Source organism: Paenibacillus vortex V453 (assembly GCF_000193415.1).
In the GTDB taxonomy this organism is placed as follows: domain Bacteria; phylum Bacillota; class Bacilli; order Paenibacillales; family Paenibacillaceae; genus Paenibacillus_AQ; species Paenibacillus_AQ glucanolyticus.
Map to the genome: position 1 here is coordinate 416,447 of NZ_ADHJ01000037.1, position 19,944 is coordinate 436,390.

Annotated in this window: 17 protein-coding genes and 2 pseudogenes; 8 read left to right on the forward strand and 11 right to left on the reverse strand. The window is 48.0% G+C overall.

The window, feature by feature from the left end; genetic code table 11:
* Positions 1–49 precede the first annotated feature (49 nt).
* The 3 genes from PVOR_RS19730 to PVOR_RS19740 all read left to right on the forward strand — a co-directional run bounded on the left by PVOR_RS19730 (position 50) and on the right by PVOR_RS19740 (position 3,422).
* Positions 50–1,342 (forward strand): DUF6080 domain-containing protein, encoded by a 1,293-nt coding sequence (locus tag PVOR_RS19730; RefSeq protein WP_006211219.1) that lies wholly within the window; start codon positions 50–52, stop codon positions 1,340–1,342.
* A 271-nt stretch (positions 1,343–1,613) separates the two neighbouring features.
* Entirely contained in the window at positions 1,614–1,988 is a 375-nt protein-coding gene (locus PVOR_RS19735; RefSeq protein ID WP_006211220.1) for a BlaI/MecI/CopY family transcriptional regulator, read from the forward strand.
* A gap of 9 nt (positions 1,989–1,997) precedes the next feature.
* A complete protein-coding gene (locus PVOR_RS19740) occupies positions 1,998–3,422 on the forward strand; it encodes a M56 family metallopeptidase (RefSeq protein WP_006211221.1) in 1,425 nt (474 codons plus the stop codon).
* A gap of 118 nt (positions 3,423–3,540) precedes the next feature.
* On the opposite strand, the pseudogene PVOR_RS19745 reads toward PVOR_RS19740, so the two are convergent.
* Positions 3,541–5,287: pseudogene (locus PVOR_RS19745) on the reverse strand (ABC transporter ATP-binding protein).
* A gap of 248 nt (positions 5,288–5,535) precedes the next feature.
* Between PVOR_RS19745 and PVOR_RS19750 the strand changes: the two are divergent.
* A complete protein-coding gene (locus PVOR_RS19750) occupies positions 5,536–6,048 on the forward strand; it encodes a hypothetical protein (protein WP_006211223.1) in 513 nt (170 codons plus the stop codon).
* Between the two features lie 148 nt (positions 6,049–6,196).
* Here PVOR_RS19750 and PVOR_RS19755 read toward each other — a convergent pair whose 3' ends face one another.
* Both PVOR_RS19755 and PVOR_RS19760 read right to left on the reverse strand, forming a co-directional pair.
* A complete protein-coding gene (locus tag PVOR_RS19755) occupies positions 6,197–6,646 on the reverse strand; it encodes an NUDIX domain-containing protein (protein ID WP_006211224.1) in 450 nt (149 codons plus the stop codon).
* A 47-nt stretch (positions 6,647–6,693) separates the two neighbouring features.
* Entirely contained in the window at positions 6,694–6,999 is a 306-nt protein-coding gene (locus PVOR_RS19760) for a HesB/YadR/YfhF family protein (protein WP_006211225.1), read from the reverse strand.
* A gap of 577 nt (positions 7,000–7,576) precedes the next feature.
* On the opposite strand from PVOR_RS19760, the gene PVOR_RS19765 reads away from it, so the two are divergent.
* Together PVOR_RS19765 and PVOR_RS19770 are read left to right on the forward strand one after the other, a co-directional pair.
* Positions 7,577–9,334, forward strand: coding sequence for an ABC transporter ATP-binding protein (locus PVOR_RS19765; RefSeq protein ID WP_036642464.1), 1,758 nt, complete (start codon positions 7,577–7,579; stop codon positions 9,332–9,334).
* Entirely contained in the window at positions 9,335–11,440 is a 2,106-nt protein-coding gene (locus PVOR_RS19770; RefSeq protein ID WP_006211227.1) for an ABC transporter ATP-binding protein, read from the forward strand.
* A 115-nt stretch (positions 11,441–11,555) separates the two neighbouring features.
* Here PVOR_RS19770 and PVOR_RS19775 read toward each other — a convergent pair whose 3' ends face one another.
* The 4 genes from PVOR_RS19775 to PVOR_RS19790 form a co-directional block, all read right to left on the reverse strand.
* Positions 11,556–12,482: an S-layer homology domain-containing protein gene (locus PVOR_RS19775; RefSeq protein WP_006211228.1), complete on the reverse strand. Its 927-nt coding sequence runs from the start codon at positions 12,480–12,482 to the stop codon at positions 11,556–11,558.
* A gap of 67 nt (positions 12,483–12,549) precedes the next feature.
* The gene (locus tag PVOR_RS19780) at positions 12,550–13,014 is read right to left on the reverse strand and encodes a hypothetical protein (protein ID WP_006211229.1); all 465 of its coding nucleotides are present in this window, start codon (positions 13,012–13,014) and stop codon (positions 12,550–12,552) included.
* A 232-nt stretch (positions 13,015–13,246) separates the two neighbouring features.
* Positions 13,247–13,828, reverse strand: coding sequence for a hypothetical protein (locus PVOR_RS19785; RefSeq protein ID WP_006211231.1), 582 nt, complete (start codon positions 13,826–13,828; stop codon positions 13,247–13,249).
* Entirely contained in the window at positions 13,825–14,724 is a 900-nt protein-coding gene (locus PVOR_RS19790; protein ID WP_234973025.1) for an ABC transporter ATP-binding protein, read from the reverse strand. Before PVOR_RS19790 ends, PVOR_RS19785 begins: the two co-directional genes overlap by 4 nt.
* A gap of 286 nt (positions 14,725–15,010) precedes the next feature.
* Between PVOR_RS19790 and msrA the strand changes: the two genes are divergently transcribed.
* A complete protein-coding gene (msrA, locus tag PVOR_RS19795; protein WP_036642461.1) occupies positions 15,011–15,532 on the forward strand; it encodes a peptide-methionine (S)-S-oxide reductase MsrA in 522 nt (173 codons plus the stop codon).
* A gap of 177 nt (positions 15,533–15,709) precedes the next feature.
* On the opposite strand, the gene PVOR_RS19800 is transcribed toward msrA, so the two are convergent.
* Positions 15,710–16,048, reverse strand: coding sequence for a four-helix bundle copper-binding protein (locus tag PVOR_RS19800; RefSeq protein WP_006211234.1), 339 nt, complete (start codon positions 16,046–16,048; stop codon positions 15,710–15,712).
* Positions 16,049–16,174: 126 nt separating this feature from the next.
* Positions 16,175–17,268, reverse strand: a pseudogene (locus PVOR_RS19805) (CobW family GTP-binding protein).
* Positions 17,269–17,376: 108 nt separating this feature from the next.
* Between PVOR_RS19805 and PVOR_RS19810 the strand changes: the two are divergent.
* A complete protein-coding gene (locus PVOR_RS19810) occupies positions 17,377–17,895 on the forward strand; it encodes a MogA/MoaB family molybdenum cofactor biosynthesis protein (RefSeq protein WP_006211237.1) in 519 nt (172 codons plus the stop codon).
* A 76-nt stretch (positions 17,896–17,971) separates the two neighbouring features.
* Here the strand turns inward: PVOR_RS19810 and PVOR_RS19815 are convergent, their stop codons facing one another.
* Positions 17,972–18,499 (reverse strand): hypothetical protein, encoded by a 528-nt coding sequence (locus PVOR_RS19815; RefSeq protein ID WP_006211238.1) that lies wholly within the window; start codon positions 18,497–18,499, stop codon positions 17,972–17,974.
* Positions 18,500–18,582: 83 nt separating this feature from the next.
* The gene (locus tag PVOR_RS19820) at positions 18,583–19,584 is read right to left on the reverse strand and encodes an NADPH:quinone oxidoreductase family protein (protein WP_006211239.1); all 1,002 of its coding nucleotides are present in this window, start codon (positions 19,582–19,584) and stop codon (positions 18,583–18,585) included.
* Positions 19,585–19,944 lie beyond the last annotated feature (360 nt).

Sequence of the window (19,944 nt, forward strand, 5' to 3'; positions counted from 1 at the left end):
AACGGCTCACTTTGAATACATAAAATGATTAGATTGGTGGAAAGCGAACATGACTTTTTTCCGTTATTTGTTTCGACATAAAAAAGATAATTATACGGCCATCGGCTTAAGCATCTGTCTTGCGCTATGGTATGTTTTCATGAATCTTCCCTTCGTGACCTACATTAAGGATCATGCAGCCACCCTGATGCCCCATAGCCCTTTCTATGGTGCACCTTTTACCTTGAATCTGTTTAACTTCGACCCTTCGATGGAATATGGCCCGGAAAATATCTCGATCATACACCCGTTCATTAATTTCCTGACAAGTCCGTTAACATCGATCATCGGGAGTTCCAACCTCCCTTATCTTCTGATTCAGTCAGTCTTGAATGCCTTGAGTGCAGCTCTGGTATATTACATCATCCGCAGAGGCGGAGCAGGCTGGGTGCTTTCCCTCGTCACAGCCGCTTTCTTTGGTTTCAGCTCTTACTCACTGTACACGGCTTTTATACCGGATTCCTATGCTTATGCGCAGTTTATGATCATTTTATCTGCGGCTTACTTGCAGCATAACCGAATCGAGAATCGGTTTGGGGTAATGCCTAACGCCTCCCTGGCCCTTATCAATTTCGGAATTACATCTACGAATGTAGCAACCTTCTCGGGAGCACTGTTGATCAGTATGTTGGATAGACGAATGAAACACGCGTTTAAACGGTTTATCATCATAATGCTGGTCTTTCTGGGCATGGTTGTAATTGTTACACTGCTTCAGCACCTGCTGTTCTCAGGCAAATCGTGGATCGGGAACGTATTTACAAGCATGCAGAACGGCGCGCTCAGCTACGTTTCTCCCTTCTCCTTCACGCATCATTCACGCGTGTTTTACATGCTGTTTGTAAGTCCTATTCTGTCGCCCGAGCTTGCTATGATTGATCCGGGAATCGCTGCGTTTGTGACGGATTTGTCCAAGCCGTATCCGATCCATGTCCATATCGTCGGTCTCGGCATGCTCTTGCTCGCCGTGCTCTCCTTCATCAAAGGCATCAAATCCCGTGATACGTGGGCGTTCAGCATCTACATTCTGTTCGCGATCCTGCTCCACGTCATCGTTGGCTTCGGTCTGGCTACGTATAATTACGATATGTACTTGTACGCAGGGCATTATCTGTTTGCGGTATTCGTACTCGCCGCGATGTTCATTGCAAAATTGAACAGCTATCGTATTCAGCAAGCTCTGACCGGCATCATGATCCTATTCCTGTTTATCACCTTGGTGAACAATATCGTATTACACGGTCAGACGCTGGATTATATTCAGACCACTTATGACACGGTGTTCCATAATATCGAGAAATAAGCATTGCCTCAAAGGGGGTGTCCCGAAAGATCTTAGATCTGGCCGGACGCCTTCTTTTTCCTATTAATAGACACTTTCTCTACGAATCGTTCCTCGTATCACTACCGCTTATCTACTCACTTACCAAGAACAGAATGCTATCAAATGTAATAAATCACTTTCTTTCTTCTTCTCTTGACGAACCACTACATAATGTAGTAAATTGTAATCACTACGTAGTGTAGTAATTCATTTCGTTATGGACGCATAACGAACTCAAGAGGTGCTCACCGTGAAACAGGTACAAAAATTATCGGATACTGAAATGGAACTAATGGAAGTAATTTGGGAGTGTACGCCGCCTGTGACATCCACCGAACTTCTGCGTTTGTTTTCTCAAAAAGGAAGGGAATGGAAACCGCAGACTATATCCACCTTTTTATCGCGCTTGGTGGACAAAGAGGCGCTTGCAGTTACGAGGCATGGACGGACAAATCAATATATGCCTCTCATTTCTCCTAAAGATTATAAATTACTCGAAACGCAAAACGTGCTGGACGGGTTATATCAAGGCTCGGTGAAAAACCTAATATCGGCTCTATACGATGGCGACAAGCTATCAGATGAAGACATTTCAGAACTGAAGAAATGGTTTTCGGAAAAGTAGGTGCACCTTATGAATACGATACTTGAATTGCTGTCTATCCTTACCGTTGCCGGAAGTGTCGTCGTAGTCTGTATTCTTTTACTGCGGATCGTATCCATCCATGCTACTCCACCAAAATGGCGTTATAGAATTAGCAAAATGGCTTTAGGCTTTTATCTTCTACCTGTAGTGCTTGGTATACAGTGGGTTTCACGGTTCTTTACTTTCAAGTTTAAAGCAACCACCCCCATCTCAAACCAGTTGCCATTAAATGTACAACATACGCTACCTGGACATTCAGGGTTCAATCCGAAGCCATTTATGGCAGAGCAGACTATTTCAACCCATATAGCCCTTCTCCTCCTCAGTCTATGGGGACTCGGAGCTGTAGCCTTTGCCGCTTGGCAGACCGTTTCTTATCGCAGATTATTGAAAATACTGGAACAGACGCGTTCCTCCGTTTCGGAGAATAGTGAAGCAGCTAAACAACTCCTTTTTACCAAGCAAGCTCTTGGTGTTACTAGCAAGGTCCAGCTTGCGTACAGTTCTGCCGTTCGGAGTCCAGTGCTTGTCGGCCTTTGGAAGCCAACCATTTATCTCCCTATGGAGAATACCGTAGACATGGATATGGGTATGGTGATCCATCATGAGTTGATTCATCTGAAGCGAAAAGATTTATGGGTCAAGGCGTTCACCTTGGGAGCCAGTGCCTTACATTGGTTTAATCCCTTGGTACACATTCTTCAGAAGGACATTCACACATGGAGCGAGCTTTCTTGTGATGAAGAAGTCGTAAAAGGGATGTCCTACGCCGAACGAAAACGCTATGGAGAAACCATCTTGAACGTCATGGCAGGATCAAGAAATTTACCCGTACGATTTTGTGCCTCCTTATCCGGTGACGGAAAACAATTAAAAAGGAGATTAACGATTATGCTCAGCGTAAAGAAATTGAAAAAGAAAACAGTGTACCTCACGATAACAGCTGTATTTTTGGTGGCCGCAATTAGCACAACAGCAGCGGCATGGGCTTCCAGCAACACGCCCAAAGTAGTAGAAGATGAAAAAAGTCAATTTAAAGCTCAATCAAATGAAGTTACCTTAAAACCTATAGACGAAACTAAAACAAATGAGGTGGAAGTTTCTCGTTCTACACCTGCATCTGATAATGAAACAAATACAGGATCGCAAATCAAAGAAAATACGGATATACCCAAAGCTCCAGATGCAAGTGAAAAAAGCGCTCCTGACCCTCTAGCAGTTGAAGAACTGATTATGCCAGTAGACGAAGGTTATAGAAAGTCTCACCTAATTGAAATCCCTCCGGGCACTTCGATCACGGTAAGATCCATGACACCTGAAAAAAAGACTTCGATGAAGGAACTTGAAGAGGAATTACAAGCAACAATGAAACTCGAGGAGTCTATCGACTATGATGAACGTTCTCATAAATAACAATTTTGAAAAAAGCACTGCCTCAAAGGCAGTGCTTTTTTCAGATATTGTTGCCTTTATTTGTACACCTTTTCCATTTTTGATACCCTCCGCTTATTGCTGAACACCCCCTGCAGCTTTAAGTCTCCAAATGCTGCACGTTATACAATCTCGCATAACTTCCTTCGAGATTCATCAGCTCGCTGTGCGTGCCCTGCTCTGTAATCCGGCCATTCTCTAACACGACAATCTGATCGGCATGCGTAATCGTCGAAAGGCGATGAGCAACTATCAAGGTTGTACGGTTATTTGACAGGGAGGCAAGCGCCTGCTGTATCAGGTGCTCCGACTCCAGATCCAGCGCCGAGGTTGCCTCATCGAGGACCAGAATGTCCGGGTCTTTAAGAAAGACGCGGGCGATCGCCAGTCGTTGCTTCTGTCCTCCCGAAAGTTTAACGCCTCGTTCACCCACCTCGGTATCATAGCCCTGCGGCAGCTGAGTAATGAAATCATGCGCATTGGCCGCTTTGGCGGCTGCAACTATCGCTTCTTCCTCTGCTTCCGGATTACCGAACAGAATATTTTCCCGAACTGTGCCACTGAACAGGAAGTTATCCTGCAGCACCATACCTACGGCCCCCCGCAAACTGTCCAGCGTCAAATCCCTGACGTCGTGTCCGTTGATCCTAACAGCGCCTTGCTGCACGTCGTAGAATCGGGGAATCAGTCCGATGAGTGACGACTTGCCGCCGCCGCTCATGCCGACAAACGCAACGGTCTGGCCTTGCTTAATGGTCAGGCTGATATCTTTAAGCACCCAGCCTGCATCGTCATTGTACTTGAAGTAGACACGATCAAACTCGATCTGTCCGGCTCTCTTGAGCGTTTTGGCATCAGGACGGTCCAGGATGTCATAAGGCTCGTCCATGAGCTCCTTGACCCGCTCCAGCGACGCTGAGGCCTGTGTCAGAACCGTTGAAGAGTTGATCAGGCGGCGAAGTGGAGCATACAGCCTGTCAAGGTAGCCAAAAAAGGCTACAAACGTACCCAATGTCAGATCCCCCTGAATTACCCGGTACCCTCCGTAACCGATCACCAGGATCGGCGCAATATCCGTCAGCGTATTGATTATCGAGAAGGTGAGCGCGTTCCAGCGGGTCTGGGCCATCGCTTTATTCAGAAAATTTCCGTTGATTCCTTCAAATTTCTTCTGGTCATAACGCTCCAGGGTGAAACTTCGGATAACCGAGATGCCCTGAATCCGTTCATGCAAGTACGCCTGGATGCCTGCCAATGCCTGAGAGCGGTCTTTGGTCAGCCGCTTAAGCCGCTTGTACAGCAGATTCACCGCGAGTCCATACAAGGGCAGAATCGAGATGGCGACCAGGGTTAGCACCGGATTCATAAAGAACATAACAATCAAAACAAACAGCAATGTAAACATGTCCAGCCAAATGTTCATCATACCAACTTCGACCAGATTCTTGGACTGCTCCACATCGTTAATAAAACGCGATATCGCTTCGCCTACCTTGGTATTCTGATAGTAACGCAGAGATAAGCGCTGCAGATGTGCATAAAGCCGGTTACGCATATCAAACAAAATTCGGCTGGTAATAAACTGGGCAAAGTACTGCCTCAAGTATTCAACCGGACCACGCACAACAACAAACAGCACAAGTGTACCGGCCAGAATCCACATCAAATCCTGAATTTTCTGCTCGATGGTCATCTGCTGGTTAATCAATAGATCATCAACAACGTATTTCATGATCATCGGCAGTAATAACGGGATTGCAAATTTGATCATGCCGATAATAGAGAGTCAGAATGATCCACTTCATATAAGGCTTTACGAAGGGATAATAGATTTTCCATGATTTCAATAGTAATAACAGCCCTTTCCCAAGATTATAGAATTATAAGTTTTCCGCGAGGCTGAGCCTATTCGATAATCGCAAGAAAAAACACCCTCCAAAGCGGGTCTGTCTTCTGTGAAAGTACATGGATAGACGTTTATATAGCGTAACATCCACCCGGTTGTTAGGGGAAGAGCAGTTGACAATTGTGAACTTCAATGCTTTATTAGTTCTAAACTTATAAATAGTATCATGTCACGCAGGAGGATTTAGTCATGACCAGAATTTTCGTGACGGAGGCCGTTATGCTAGCCATTTACGGCCAGCTGTTAATACCATCTAAACCCGTCGAATACATCATTCCATACACTACGATTTTGGAATTATATGAACTTCATACCACCGATGAACATCTCATGAACAGCAGTGCTGATGATCAGCACGTCAAGATAAAGATCGGCGAATTGATTTCCTATTTTGAAGAGCCGTTGAATAAAAAGAAGATCGAACGGGCCCTTCAAGTTCCCTGGGCGAAAAGCCCATCCATTCCCGTTGGCGAAACCACCCGGGTATCCGTTATGAACACGATGGACACAGCACCGTACGGGGAGTCGTTTGATCCGATTGAAACCGAGCTGCTCCTGGCATCCCAAAGAGCGGAAGCTCCCATTCTAACAGATCAATACGAATTGATCCAGCGTATCGTTGATAGCGCTCTTCCTGTTCAGGTCTATGATATCGACGATTTTGATTTTGCACTGGAGGTCCCGTTTTCCGGTCTGACTTAATGGTTGATATCGGATTGTGCGGAACACAAGCTAATATAGCAAAGGAGTCCCTCCCCCGGTTTGAATGGGGCAGGGACTCCTCATTATGACCGAAAAAAATTCCCCAAGCGGGGAATTGAAGGCATGCACGCTGATGCCACCTAGGCTTTCAGATTTTCTCTTTTACCTTATCCAGCAAGTGCACCGTAATGGCATCCATGGCCGGCAATGCATGAAAGTCAAAATATTTAAGTGATACTTCCGTATTAGGAGACAGATGAATTGCACTGTGCAGACCGGTTGCTGCATACACGCCAATCACATAATACTCCTCATCTCCGCCAAGATGCTTCTTCCTATACTCTGGACCCGATACAAGGTCCAAGAGTCGCATATCATCCGCTGTCAGGCCACTCTCTTCCCACAGCTCTCTGGACGCTGTATCTTCAAGAGCTTCGCCAGGCTTCAGGCTTCCCATCGGGAGCCCCCACTCGTCCTTGTTCTGCCGCTTCAGGAGCAGAATCTCTCCATTCTCGTTCAGCACAAGCACCGCCGCTTTCACACGGACCACCGAACGTTTGCCGATGTATTGGCGAATATCACGGTGATATACGCTCATCTTGGGAACCTCCTCTCCCTAGATGGCGCTGCAGTCTCTCACTCAAGTTAATTTACTGCGCCCTCTTCTTCATAAATATACGAAATGTCATCCAACGATTCCTCATATTTCACGCGAAGCGTATAACCGTTCAAATACCATAAATCCTGCTCTTCCATAAAGAACGTTACCTCTTCCGAACGCTCTGTCAGTCCCGCTTCTCTTGGTTCTTCTACTGAAATGCCTAGCGAAAAGCCGGGATGCAGCCCCCCGCCTGAACTATATCGCGGAAAGAAGCGAACGAACGTGCCTGCTTGAAGATCAAGTTCCTTCTTGTACCAACGTGCCGCCTGATCGCTGACTTGAATTTGCATGTATCGTACACCCTCCTTAGACGTCATATAATGTTGACCCCATCGTTATTAAGGACGGAGACCTTAGGAACGGTTCATATTTGGTTGTAGTATTATCATAACGCAAACGTATGTTAGGATACAAATCATTTTGATAATAAAATAGTGACATAAGGTTGTCCACTGCCTGCTGTTTGAAATAACCTGCCCTGTTCTCGAAAAAATAAGTTTGACACATTCCAGTTCATGGTGATAAAATTCAGTCCATACAAGAGCGATTTGAATAAATTGTAAAAATGACGAAGAAAGGGTGAGTGACATGTTTAAACTTATTGCTATGGATAAAGATCATCTGCATCCATTCCTACAATTAAATATGGATCGACTCTCCCATGGTGCTGTCTCATAGTCATTAAGCTTCGTTCATTCGCAAGAATGACCAGAACGAAGCTGCTAACCGCTGCACGGAAGTCATGATCACCGTGCGTATGATAAATTCAAAATTAATGAAGCATATCGTCCGTCCTCGGATGATGTGCTTTTTTTGGTTTTTGCGGGTGATATGATGTCAGAACTGCATACGAAAGGAAGGGATAATGTGTTTGCCGTACTTAAAAATTTAGGCTGGTTTTTCAAGCGTGAGAAGAAACGTTATTTGATCGGCCTTGCACTTCTCATCTTTTGCGGACTGGTTGAACTTCTGCCGCCGCTCTTGCTCGGAAATGCCATTGACGATATCGTCAGCAGTTCGATAACCTGGGCCTCCCTGGTCCAGTATTTGCTCATGATTCTCGGCATCGTCGCTGTTGTGTACTGTGCCACGTACATATGGATGCATCGACTGTTCGGTGGAGCGAACCTTGTAGAGCGCCTGCTCCGCACCCGGTATATGAATCATTTGCTCCGGATGCTTCCGCCTTTCTTTGAACGAAACCGTACCGGAGATCTGATGGCAAAAGCAACGAATGATCTTCGCTCCGTGGCAGCCACCGCCGGTTTCGGCATGCTGGTCATGACGGATTCCACTATATATTTGATCGTGGTCCTGTTCGCCATGGGTTTCATTGTCAGCTGGAAGCTGACACTCGCTGCCATTTTGCCTATGCCGATCATCGCGATTGGTATGGTGATCTACGGAAGAGCCATTCATAAACGCTACACGCTGGCGCAGGATGCTTTCGGCGACATGAATGACCAGGTTCTGGAGTCGGTTGCAGGCGTGCGTGTCGTACGTGCTTATGTACAAGAGCGCGCCGATCAGAAACGCTTCCAGGACATCACGGATGATGTATATCGCAAAAATCTGGCCGTCGCCAAAGTAGACGCCCTGTTCGAACCGACCATTAACTTCTCCATCGGATTGAGTTATGTAATCGGTTTAACCTACGGGGTATACCTGGTGTTCCAGAACCAGATCACCCTCGGAGATCTCGTATCGTTCAACATGTACCTCGGGATGATGATTTGGCCGATGTTTGCAATCGGAGAATTGATCAACATTATGCAGCGGGGGAACGCGTCCCTGGATCGGGTTAACCAGACGCTGAATACTCCGCCGGATGTAACGAATGCTGAAACGACTGTAGACGTGAAGGTTCCGGATACCATTCAGTTTCGGGATGTGACCTTCCGGTATCCGAGCTCTACTATAGATAATTTGAATAACATCAACTTTATGCTGCAGAAGGGCCAGACGCTCGGCGTTGTAGGCCGTACGGGCAGCGGTAAATCTACGCTGCTCAAGCAGCTTCTTCATGAGTATCCTACCGGAACCGGCGGCATCCTTATATCCGGTGTGCCGATGGAGATGCTCTCCACCGACCAGCTCCACAGCTGGATCGGGTATGTACCGCAGGAGCAGATTCTATTCTCCAAAACGGTTCGGCAGAACATCCAGTTTGGCAAAAAGGATGCAAGTGATGAACTGATCATGGATGCCATCACAACGGCCGCTTTTGACCGGGACTTGGTTACCCTCTCCGATGGGCTAGATACGCTTGTGGGTGAGAAAGGCGTTGCCCTGTCCGGGGGACAAAAACAGCGGGTCTCGCTGGCTCGCGCTTTCATCGGCGACCCTGAAATCCTGATTCTGGACGACTCCTTGTCCGCGGTGGATGCCCGGACTGAAGCCAGAATCATTGACAACATCCGGAGCAAGCGCGCCGGCAAAACGACGCTTATCTCCACGCACCGTCTCTCGGCGGTTCAGCATGCCGATGTCATCGTGGTGCTGGAGGAAGGCCGAATCATCGAGCAGGGAACGCATGATGAACTGCTGGAGCTCGGCGGCTGGTATCGTGAACAATACGAACGCCAGCAAGTAGAAAACAATCTAACCTCTGAGGAGGTGTCTTAATTGACTCCAACGGATACAACCATATCGAATGAATCCGGAATCGCCAAACGGCTGTTCCGGTATGCCTTAACGGCAAAAGGCACCTTCATCACGGCTTTAATTCTGCTGGCGATTGGCGTTGCCGCAGAACTGGCAGGTCCCTTCATAGCAAAAACGATGATCGATGAGCACATACTTGGCATCGAGCGGCCTTATTACGAAACCACGCAGGCCGAGGGTGCTGCTGCGTATAACGGGACTTACTACAAGCGTGAAGATCGCTTTCAACTAGGCGAGACACGCGGGCAGGAAGTACGCCTTGTCCAATCCGGCCGCAGTTTCTATTTCATCAACGAGCCGGTCGCCCGGGTAGAAGGCAAACGTTCCTTCCAGGATGGTGTATTGACGATTTCTTACGCCTCGGAGAAACAGCAGTATCCGGCTGTCCCATTATCCAAGGAGCAGCTGTTTGAATTTTATAAACCGGAGCTTCCCAGCATTTATAAGCTGGTCGGCCTGTTCCTGATCTGTCTGCTTATTTCCATGATCACGGTATTCGGCAGAACCTACTGGCTGCAATCCGCTGCCAATCGGGTCATTCAGAAGCTGCGTACCGATGTTTACGCCCATATTCAGCGGCTGCCCGTGAACTTCTTTGATAACCTGCCGGCAGGTAAAGTCGTTTCCCGGATCACCAATGATACCGAGGCGGTAAAAGACCTGTTCGTTGCAGTATTATCCAACTTCAGCTCCGGAGCCGTGTATATAACCGGTGTCTACATTGCCCTGTTCCTTCTGGATGTAAGATTAGGCCTAATCAGTTTGTTTGTAATCCCGATGTTGATCGTGTGGACCATTCTGTATCGCAAATTCGCGACCAAGTACAACACCGTGATCCGCTCCCGTTTGAGCGAGATCAATGCCATCATCAATGAATCCATTCAAGGTATGGCCATCATCCGTGTATTCCGCCGCCAAAAGGCTACCCAGGAAGAGTTCGAAGCACTGAATGCGGACTACATGGCCCATCAGAACAAAATGCTGAACTTGAACTCCTTCACCACCCACAATCTGGTGAATGTGCTCCGTAACATTTCCTTTGTAGTCGTTCTCTGGTATTTCGGCTCTGCATCGCTGAACGGTGCCGGCATTGTATCGATCGGGGTGCTGTACGCCTTCGTTGATTTGCTCGGCCGTATGTTCCAGCCGATTACAGGTATGGTGAATCAGCTGGCAGCCCTCGATACCTCCATTGTCTCCGCTAAACGGGTATTTGAGCTCATGGACGAGACTGGAGAGAAAGTAACCGATGGCGGCATGCCGCGTTATATGGGGAATGTGGAATTTCAAGACGTGTCGTTTGCCTACAAGAAGGATTATGTTCTTAAGAACATTTCATTTGAAGCCAAGCAGGGGCAGACGGTTGCACTTGTAGGACATACCGGATCCGGAAAAAGCTCCATCATCAATCTGTTGTTCCGTTTCTACGATCCACAGAAAGGAACCATCACCATTGATGGTCAGCCTGTTACCGACATTCCGAAACAATGGCTCCGCAAGCATATGGGTATCGTACTGCAAGATCCCTATCTATTCACCGGCACCATTGCTTCCAATGTCAGCCTGGGTGATCCGAGCATTACCCGGGAACAGGTGGAGCAGGCACTCCGTGATGTGGGTGCAGACCGATTGCTGGCTCACCTGCCGCAAGGCTTTGATGAGCCAGTCCTTGAGAAGGGCAGTACGCTTTCTGCCGGTCAACGACAACTGATCTCATTTGCCCGGGCCTTGGCTTTCAATCCGGCCATTCTGATTCTCGATGAAGCCACGGCTAACATCGACACAGAGACGGAAGCGCTGATCCAGGATGCGCTGGAAGTATTGAAGCGAGGTCGTACCACGTTTATCATTGCCCACCGCTTATCCACAATCCGCAGCGCCGATCAGATTCTGGTCCTGCACCGCGGGGAAATCGTTGAGCAGGGCTCCCATGATGAATTGATGGAGCTCGGTGGAAGGTACTTCAAAATGTACCAGCTCCAGCAAGGAAGCACTGCCTCCCTGCCGGAAGGCAAGGAAACGGTTGGCGCCGCTGCCCATAGTAAGCTGGCTGGTGGCCATGTTTAGCTGATGAAAGAATATACGATGCAGATTAAATAGAAGAAGGCTTCCCCATGCACGAATGCAACATTCGCACGGGAAAGCCTTCTTTTTACATTATATATGGACTGGTTCTATAAGATCACTTCGTGAAATTAATGATACCGGCCGATTTGACCGTGATTTTGGAATACTTGGCTGGCACCAGCACGTCATCCGAAGACTTGGAGATGACTTGCGGGTAAATGTTATCCGGATCGGGCTCAAGAACTTTGTAATAGATAACCGCTTCGGAATCACTTACATAGTCGACCGAGGAAATTTTAATGCCATAACCCGGATTTGGCAGATCATCTTTGGTTACCGTTACTTTGTTCTGCGATTCATCCACCTTGACCACGCTGGTGCTTATACCCGATTCGGGCTGTTCGGGTTTCTCGGGTAACGTGATCTGCGGGTGCTCTTCAATGAACTGGATCGAATGATAAGCAAGCTCTGCCGCCTCAATCCGCGTTAAATGATTCGTTGGATGGAACTTGTCATTGCTATCCAGCTTAGCGATTTTGGTTAAGAGCAGGAACTGCACCGCTCCCCGGCTCTCCTCCTTCATCAGGTCCTCGTCAGCCACATGCAGATACATCGCAACGACAGGATAATTTCCCGTCTGCTGAATGGCTTCCGAGAGCAGAGTCGAGAACACTTCCCGCGTTATCGGTTCATTCCACTTCATGTCTGAGGATACGGATAATCCGTTCTGAACCGCGATATTCACGGCGTTGGCATACCAGGCATCCTTCGGCACGCTGTCAAACGAACGGCCGCTATAGTTCGGCTGCACTTTCAGATCAGCCACATTAACAATCATCTGGACCGCTTGGGCAGTTGTAATCGTCCTGGACGGAGCGAATTTGTCAGCACTTATGCCTTGGATAATCCCTTTCGCCTGCAGCTCCTTCACCATTTGCAGCGGCTTCTGCTCCTGGATATCCGTGAAAGCAGAGGCGGCGCCAGCACCGAGTAGTGACGAAGTAACAAGCATTGCAGTTAACAATTTGGTTGTTTTTTTCATATTTACACCTCCTATAATCTCTGACGCAGAGGTGCTGGAATATGTTTCATCTCCGCCCTATTTTCTTCTAAACACTTTTTTCGCTGTCCAAGCCCAGCTTCACGTACATTTCACGGGAATATCCTTGCAGTTTCTGCTCCAGCGCCTGGGCCTGGTCCTTGAATGCAGTCAACTCCCGAATCATTCGGGATCGACCGGCAGGGCTGAACGTCTCATGAATCCGCTCTTTGAAATAATCATGAACGATATAATTCCGCTGCTTCCACACTTCCTTTAGTTGAAGTGTTTCTTCTTCGGAGAATGGAAAGTAATGCTGGATCTCGTGCACCAGCTGACCGAGAGAACTGCTTAATTTCCGCTGATATAGCTGCGTGAAATCTTCTTCCGAAGGCACGTTCCCTTGGGAGAGCTTGATCAGCATCAACAAATTCGCAAGCTGCTGCTCAAGAGCCTGTGAATAATACACCGCTAATCCGAAATAGGCAAACAGCTCTTTGGAGTGGTCACTGTCCAACAGTCGAGATTGTTTCATGGTATCCTCCTCTAGTATTGGCTGTCTTTACCGTTTCTATTTGTGTATATCCTATATGGTAAAGGAAGACTGCACCTACTTCAACCTACTTTTCGGATCGCATTCGCCGCATCCTTGCGGCAGGCAATCCATAGATATATCACCAGTAAAATAAAGCTGTATATGAACAAATATGTAATTGTCAACGTCAACATCAGCATAGACATTCCTTCAGCATGCATAAACAGATTAATCATAACGGAGACGGGTGGCAGTATATAAGGGACAAATCCAAAAGAATCCGGCACGCCCCGTGAACGATGGATTGTCCTGCTAATGCAAGTACGATAACCATGAACAGCAAGCCGGCTGCTCTCCCCTGATTCTCCATGAAACTGATTTGAAAAAATAAGGACAGCGAAATGCCAAGCAAGGCTAGTCCAGCATGGCCCACGTAACCTAGAGCAAGCTCATCGAATGTAATCGGCTTATCAAACATCCCGAAAATGATGGGGTAAAGAACCGCAAACAAGCTGAAAATCAAAGACAGTAAAGCAACCGTGAAATATTGAGCGGTATAAAATCGTCTAGAGCTGCCGCTATGAACAATAAGGAGTATGGATTGACGACCTTGGTCATGATTAAGAAAATTCATGCCGAGCCAGGCTGAACCGATAAACAGCAGCACAGCGGTTACGGCATAACTGTCCAATATCGGATTTGGCCGGTAGGAGTATATAAATACCACCGAGATCAATATAAAGGCGACTGGGGCGAAATACCGGTACGATCTCGTGTAGCTCGCCAGCATGTACTTAATCAACGGAATTATCATGCCCTCATCCCCTCAACCTGTTGGCTTATAGGAGATTCCACCTGCTCCATCGTCTCCCCGCTCCACGGCTCAAGGCGGATTATGGATCCCCCCGATTGCAGAATCCGGAGCAAGATATCGTCTGCTGAATGCTTGCGTACAACCATCGATGCCGGATTCCCTCGGGATATCCAATATAGAAATCCAGGCTCCCCTTCCAGCTCCCGCAATCGGTCCGGTTGAACGTCAGCGAATTCCAGCTTCGTTCTTGCGTCAACATTATGGATAGCGAGCACACCGTCTCGTTCCATCCGCCCCCGCTTCAGTTGTGTCACCCGATCGGCTAGCGAGGCAATCAGCAAGGGTTCATGAACGGACATCGCAATCGCTGTTCCCTGCCTCTTCATTTCGCCTAGGATACCGATCATCTCCATCTGGGAAGACTCGTCCAATCCTGACAGAGGTTCATCCAGAACAAGTACATCGGGCTGCCGAAGCAAGGCCTGCATTAAATTGACCTTTTGGAGCATCCCCTTGGAGCATAATGTCATTTTGATGTCCTGCAGCTGAAAAACGTTCAGCATCGCATCGATCCGCTTCGTCGCTTCTTGTGTATCCAATCCTTGAATGCTGGCCATATGGTGCAAATATTCTGAAGGACGAAACCGAAGAGCAGGAAAGCGCTCCGGTACATATCCGAAACGCAAGGATGCTTCTAGTTCAACTCTGGATCCCTCAGAGGGAATCGCAAGTCCGGCTATGATATGGAGCAAGGTGCTCTTTCCCGCTCCATTGCCTCCAATTATGGCTACGCACTCGCCTCGGGATAAACTCCAGCTGATATTTTGCAATACAGCAGACTTTCCGAAACGTTTATGTACTCCGTTTAATTCGAGCAGCTCCTGCAAACACTTCAACTCCTGTTCCCCTTGTTCTGGTGCTGTATGTATTGTAGAACTTCTCTATGCGAAAGCACGGCAGCTCCATTTACTCTTGGACAAGGCTCGTATCTTACATGACAATAACATTTTATGGACGTCGTTTCAATGATGGCTACCTTTCGTGTAAGTTTTTTTAATTGACGGGCAAAGGGGGTGCCATTATTTTAATAAGGTATCGTAGACGAATGGGGAATAGGGGCTTATAATTACTTATTTATAGAAGCATTACACACCATCATCTTAGAAATGGGGAATCAATGTGATACAAAAAGCAACGTTTGCCGGAGGCTGCTTCTGGTGCATGGTTAGTCCGTTTGAGGAACAGCCGGGTATTCATGGCATTATATCGGGATATATGGGCGGGACGCTTGAGAATCCTACATATGAGCAAGTCTTAACAGGAGAAACTGGCCATTTGGAGGTTGTGCAGATTACATTTGACCCGGACATTTTCCCCTATGAGAAATTACTGGAGTTGTATTGGCCGCAGATCGATCCTACCGACGCTACAGGCCAAGGCAATGATCGCAAGAGCCAATACCGTGCAGCTATTCTATATCATAATGAAGAACAACGCGAGCTGGCCGTCAAATCGAAGGAAGAACTCGCCAAGAGCGGACGCTTTGATCAACCGATCGTGACCGAAATCCGGGAAGCATCCGTATTCTATCCTGCGGAAGAATACCATCAAAACTTCCATCGCAAAAATCCGAAACACTACAAGGAATCCAGAGTATACTCCGGCCGCGACGCCATTATCGAAAAGTACTGGAAATCATTCTAAAGTGAGAAAAGGCGGCCCCACGGGTTCGCCTTTTCTGTACACAGCAGTCAACCATCTGTCTGCTGTTTAATCATTCGCCCAAACCTCAGTCCATACTAGGCTTGGCGGATCAAACCATCTGCTATCAAAAAACCTGTTCCCTGATTGACAAAGGGGACAGGTTTATGTACTTCTATTTTAGGCGTGGCTCAGCATTTCCTGGCAGACCTCGGCACATCTACGGCAAGCCTCCGCACATTCTTTGCAGTGCTCATGATCGTGCTTTCCGCACTCTTCCGCACAAGCCAGACAAGCCTTGATACACAGTTCGCAAATCTCCTTGACGTAAGGGCTTTTACGTGACATTGCTTGAGCTGCAAACGCACAAATATCGGCACACTCTCTGTTGAGTGCAATACAATCGCGAAGCATAGCCAATTCGTATTCTTTCAGACAGGATACATAGCATACATTGCAAGCGTTCATACATTGGAGACATGCTTCGATGCATTCTTTATATTTGAGTTCATTTAACATTGTGGATATCCTCCTTGTAGTTACTACGCTATGCCTTAGTATTAAACGCTGGATGGCTGTCTGAATCAAATGCAGGTGGGAGAAGCCCAAGGTACAATTAGCCAAAAGAATCCACAGCAGTACAGCTTATGCCAAACGGTTCTTCCCCTCCAGCGCTTCAAGCTGCTGCTGGAGCAGCGATTTCTGGAAGTGCTCACCGATAAACACGACCACGTCCGGTACTTGACCCTGAGGCGTGATTTTCATAAAATCGGATTCGCAAACGCATACTGGAACAGAAAACGGCTGTTGGTATCGCTAAAGGTAAGAATGCCCTTGGCCCGGTATACATCTCTCGGAAGCTCCGCTATCAAACGTTCGAACTCCACACTGTTCACAGGCTGGCTGAAATAATACGTGTACGACATAACATGATCGTGAGAGTCGTGCGCGTGGTTATGGTCATGAGAATGAACATGAGTAGGGTCATGGCTAGAGTCATTATGTAGAGAATGCGCGGCATCTTCTTCACGAACATGAGCATTCATTGTTTGCTGATCATGACCTGCATCTTGAGTATCAAAATTGGCCGGGTTCACGCCCCCTCCAATGCCGGTTTCCATCGCCGCACGCTCTTCACCTTGCAGCAGTTCCTCCACATTCACCGCACAGCGCACCGCAGGCAGAATCGGCGCATACGGATTCCAGCGCTCCACCAACTGCCGGATCGTTTCTTCATCCTGTTCGCTGACCTGATCCATCTTGTTCATGATCAGTGCGGAAGCCGCGCGAATCTGCTCCTGCATCAGTCGGTAGGTCTTTCCTTTTTGCTCGGCATTCAGATGCAGCAGATGTGCGGCGTCAACGACCGTAATCATCTTTTTCACATCGATTCTCATATATAACGAAGCTTCCGCAGCGGCATCCAGAATCTCCATTGGATTCGCAATCCCCGTCGCTTCAATAACGATGACATCCGGCTGCTCCCGCTGAACCAGCGTCGCAATCTCCGACGACAGATCGGAGCGAATCGTACAGCAGATGCAGCCGCTCAGCATTTCAGCTGTCGGAACCTCTTCGCCGGCGATAAGTCCATCAATATTGACCTCGCCGATCTCGTTCATTACAATAGCCGGTCTCAAACCCTGCTCCTTCCAATGCGCGATAAGCCGGATAAGCAAGGTCGTTTTTCCACTGCCAAGAAAACCTGATAGAATATATATGGGTGTTACGTGTTCCACGTTCCATACTCCTTTGCGTGCATAATTTATTATGCTAGCGAGTGTACTACATTTCATCCACCTGCTGCAAGCGTCCTACCATTAACCTAAACAGGAGTCGTGATTCAGATGAACTCAGCACAAGAACATAAACGGCAATCCCCCGCTTCCGTGAACTGCATGGTCATCACCGTCTCGGACACACGGACCGTTGACACGGACAAGAGCGGTAAACTGATGATAGGCTTGCTGGAAGAAGCCGGGCATGCGGTTGCGGCCTACACCATTGTTCAGGACGAATATGAAACGATTCGGGAGCTGATATACACTGCAGTGAGCAACCCCGGAATTGATGTCGTGCTATTAACCGGCGGAACAGGCATATCCAGCAGAGACACCACTTATGAAGCAGTATCCTCCTTGCTGGACAAGGAACTCCCTGGATTCGGGGAGATTTTCCGCTACCTCAGCTTTACCGAAGACATTGGTTCTGCTGCGATCTTAAGCCGTGCTATTGGCGGTACGCTAAGCCACACGGCCGTCTTCTCCATGCCGGGGTCTGCCGGAGCCGTACGGCTTGCAATGAACCGTATTCTTCTGCCAGAGCTGCGACATATAAAATATGAGCTGGACAAACACAAGTCATGATCACCCTTCGAGAGATCCAGGAGAATATAAAGTAAGCCGGATGCTTGTAGTCATCCGGCTTTCTTTTATTTTCGCACTAACTGCTGACGCGCCCTTGATATTTGGCCAACAGCGCGGGCACTATTTTTTTGACCTGGCTGTAATAGTTATCCGTCTTATCTCCAGTCGATGTGTAGACGATCGACGTTTCCTTGTCGCTGATGATCAAATTGTGCCCGCCGGCCACGTTGGCGTCACCCTCCGTGACACCAAAAATCTCCTTGATTCCTTTTTCCCTGGCCGCTTGATCCTGATAGACGTAGACGGTAATAAACTGGCTGGCATCATAATTGATCCGGTACTGATACGTGATGTTGCCAATTTCATCCTCCGCATAGGTCTCATTGGTCAGCGGCATCTTCACTTTGCTAAAAGAAACTTGAAGCTCCTCAAGAAACTTTCCGTTCATACCACGTCCTGATATCCGGGCCTCTCTTGAGCCTTCCTCATAAGCCTTCATGTTGTATAGGCGCATTTCATCCTTGGCCACTTGTTTAGAGCAGCCTACCGATATGGCAAGAATGGAACACAGCAATACTGCTGCAGCGATCCCGCGATAATTCATGTTCACTCACCCTTCCCTTGGTGTCAAAGGTTACCTTGCCTTAGGATGCCTGCGGGTAATGAACATTATGCGAATTCAAGCTATTATTTAAGCGATATGACACTTCTTCCGACTGCTCCTCCCTGCAAGATGGTATTCAGCACGTCAGGGAGATCGGTCAACCCGTATTCCCTGATTCCTTCTTGAAGTACGGCTGTCGGCTTCCATTCATCAGCAAGCCTGGACCAGACGGATCGGCGATAGACCATTGGGCAGTATACCGAATCGATCCCCAGGAGATTAATCCCTCTCAAAATAAACGGAAACACCGTGGTATCAAACGCACCGCCGCCAGTCATGCCGGAAACGGCGATGCCCCCGCCGTATTGTACACTTTTTAGAAGGGAGCTCAGCTGGCTGCCCCCGACAGGATCCACCACCGCTGCCCACCTCTCAGCCGCTATCGCTCCTTTTGAGACAGACTCGGTTTCTTCCCGGGATATAACTTCATCAGCTCCAAGCTTCTTGAGCCAATTCGCCTGACTGGATTTGCCGGTCGATGCCGTCACACGGTAACCCAGCTGACTCAGGATCGATACGGCAAAACTTCCAACTCCACCCGTTGCACCCGTTACAAGAACCGGTCCCTGATTCTGCTGGAGTCCGTTTCGCAGTAATGCCTCAATCGACAGGGCAGCGGTAAAACCTGCAGTGCCAATGGCCATCGCCTCTCTTGGTGACAAGCCTTGCGGCAGAGGCACAAGCCAGTCTCCCTTGACCCTGGCATATTGGCTGAATCCACCTTCATGCGATACGCCCAGCTCATAACCGGTGCAGAGGACATCATCGCCTTCCTTGTAACCGGGATGCGAGGATTCCACTACGGTTCCCGCCAGATCAATGCCTGGAATGAACGGATACCTGCGCACTATTTTGCCTTCCGGAATGCTGGCAAGCCCGTCCTTGTAATTAACCCCGCTGTACAATACCCGGACAGTAACATCTCCTTCAGGAAGCTGATCGATGGAGATGTTCTCCACGCTTCCACGAACCTCTTGCTCCTCTTGACGAAGAACATAGGCTTGAAAATTGGTTTGGCTGCACACACTGCTCACTCCTTCAGTTTTATATTTTGATTGTATCCCCGTATAAAATCTGCGCCATGAATGTTGAAACTGTGCATATCCTCCGGAATAAGGCGATTTCTGCGCTTTCCCGAGAAATAATCCGCAGCAACAGATTCAAAAGTAGTTACAGGTTATGTTAGGATGAAAAAAGAATCCTCCTCTTGCTATAACTACTTCATATACGGGAGTTGAACTGAACATTATGAACAATTCTATACAGGAAAGTCAAGCGTCATCCTTCCGCTTTTCGTTCCTGCTTACCTTAGTGACATTACTTCTGTTACCCATCGCCAGCAAGCCCGTCAGTCAAGCTCTTAAAAGCATTGGAATACATACAGA

Coding starts and splice junctions, on each gene's coding strand:
- PVOR_RS19730 (WP_006211219.1), top strand. CDS start 50: ATGACTTTTTTCCGTTATTTGTTTCGACATAAAAAAGATAATTATACG.
- PVOR_RS19740 (WP_006211221.1), top strand. CDS start 1,998: ATGAATACGATACTTGAATTGCTGTCTATCCTTACCGTTGCCGGAAGT.
- PVOR_RS19750 (WP_006211223.1), top strand. CDS start 5,536: ATGACCAGAATTTTCGTGACGGAGGCCGTTATGCTAGCCATTTACGGC.
- PVOR_RS19755 (WP_006211224.1), bottom strand. CDS start 6,646: ATGAGCGTATATCACCGTGATATTCGCCAATACATCGGCAAACGTTCG.
- PVOR_RS19760 (WP_006211225.1), bottom strand. CDS start 6,999: ATGCAAATTCAAGTCAGCGATCAGGCGGCACGTTGGTACAAGAAGGAA.
- PVOR_RS19775 (WP_006211228.1), bottom strand. CDS start 12,482: ATGAAAAAAACAACCAAATTGTTAACTGCAATGCTTGTTACTTCGTCA.
- PVOR_RS19780 (WP_006211229.1), bottom strand. CDS start 13,014: ATGAAACAATCTCGACTGTTGGACAGTGACCACTCCAAAGAGCTGTTT.
- PVOR_RS19785 (WP_006211231.1), bottom strand. CDS start 13,828: ATGATAATTCCGTTGATTAAGTACATGCTGGCGAGCTACACGAGATCG.
- PVOR_RS19800 (WP_006211234.1), bottom strand. CDS start 16,048: ATGTTAAATGAACTCAAATATAAAGAATGCATCGAAGCATGTCTCCAA.
- PVOR_RS19810 (WP_006211237.1), top strand. CDS start 17,377: ATGAACTCAGCACAAGAACATAAACGGCAATCCCCCGCTTCCGTGAAC.
- PVOR_RS19815 (WP_006211238.1), bottom strand. CDS start 18,499: ATGAATTATCGCGGGATCGCTGCAGCAGTATTGCTGTGTTCCATTCTT.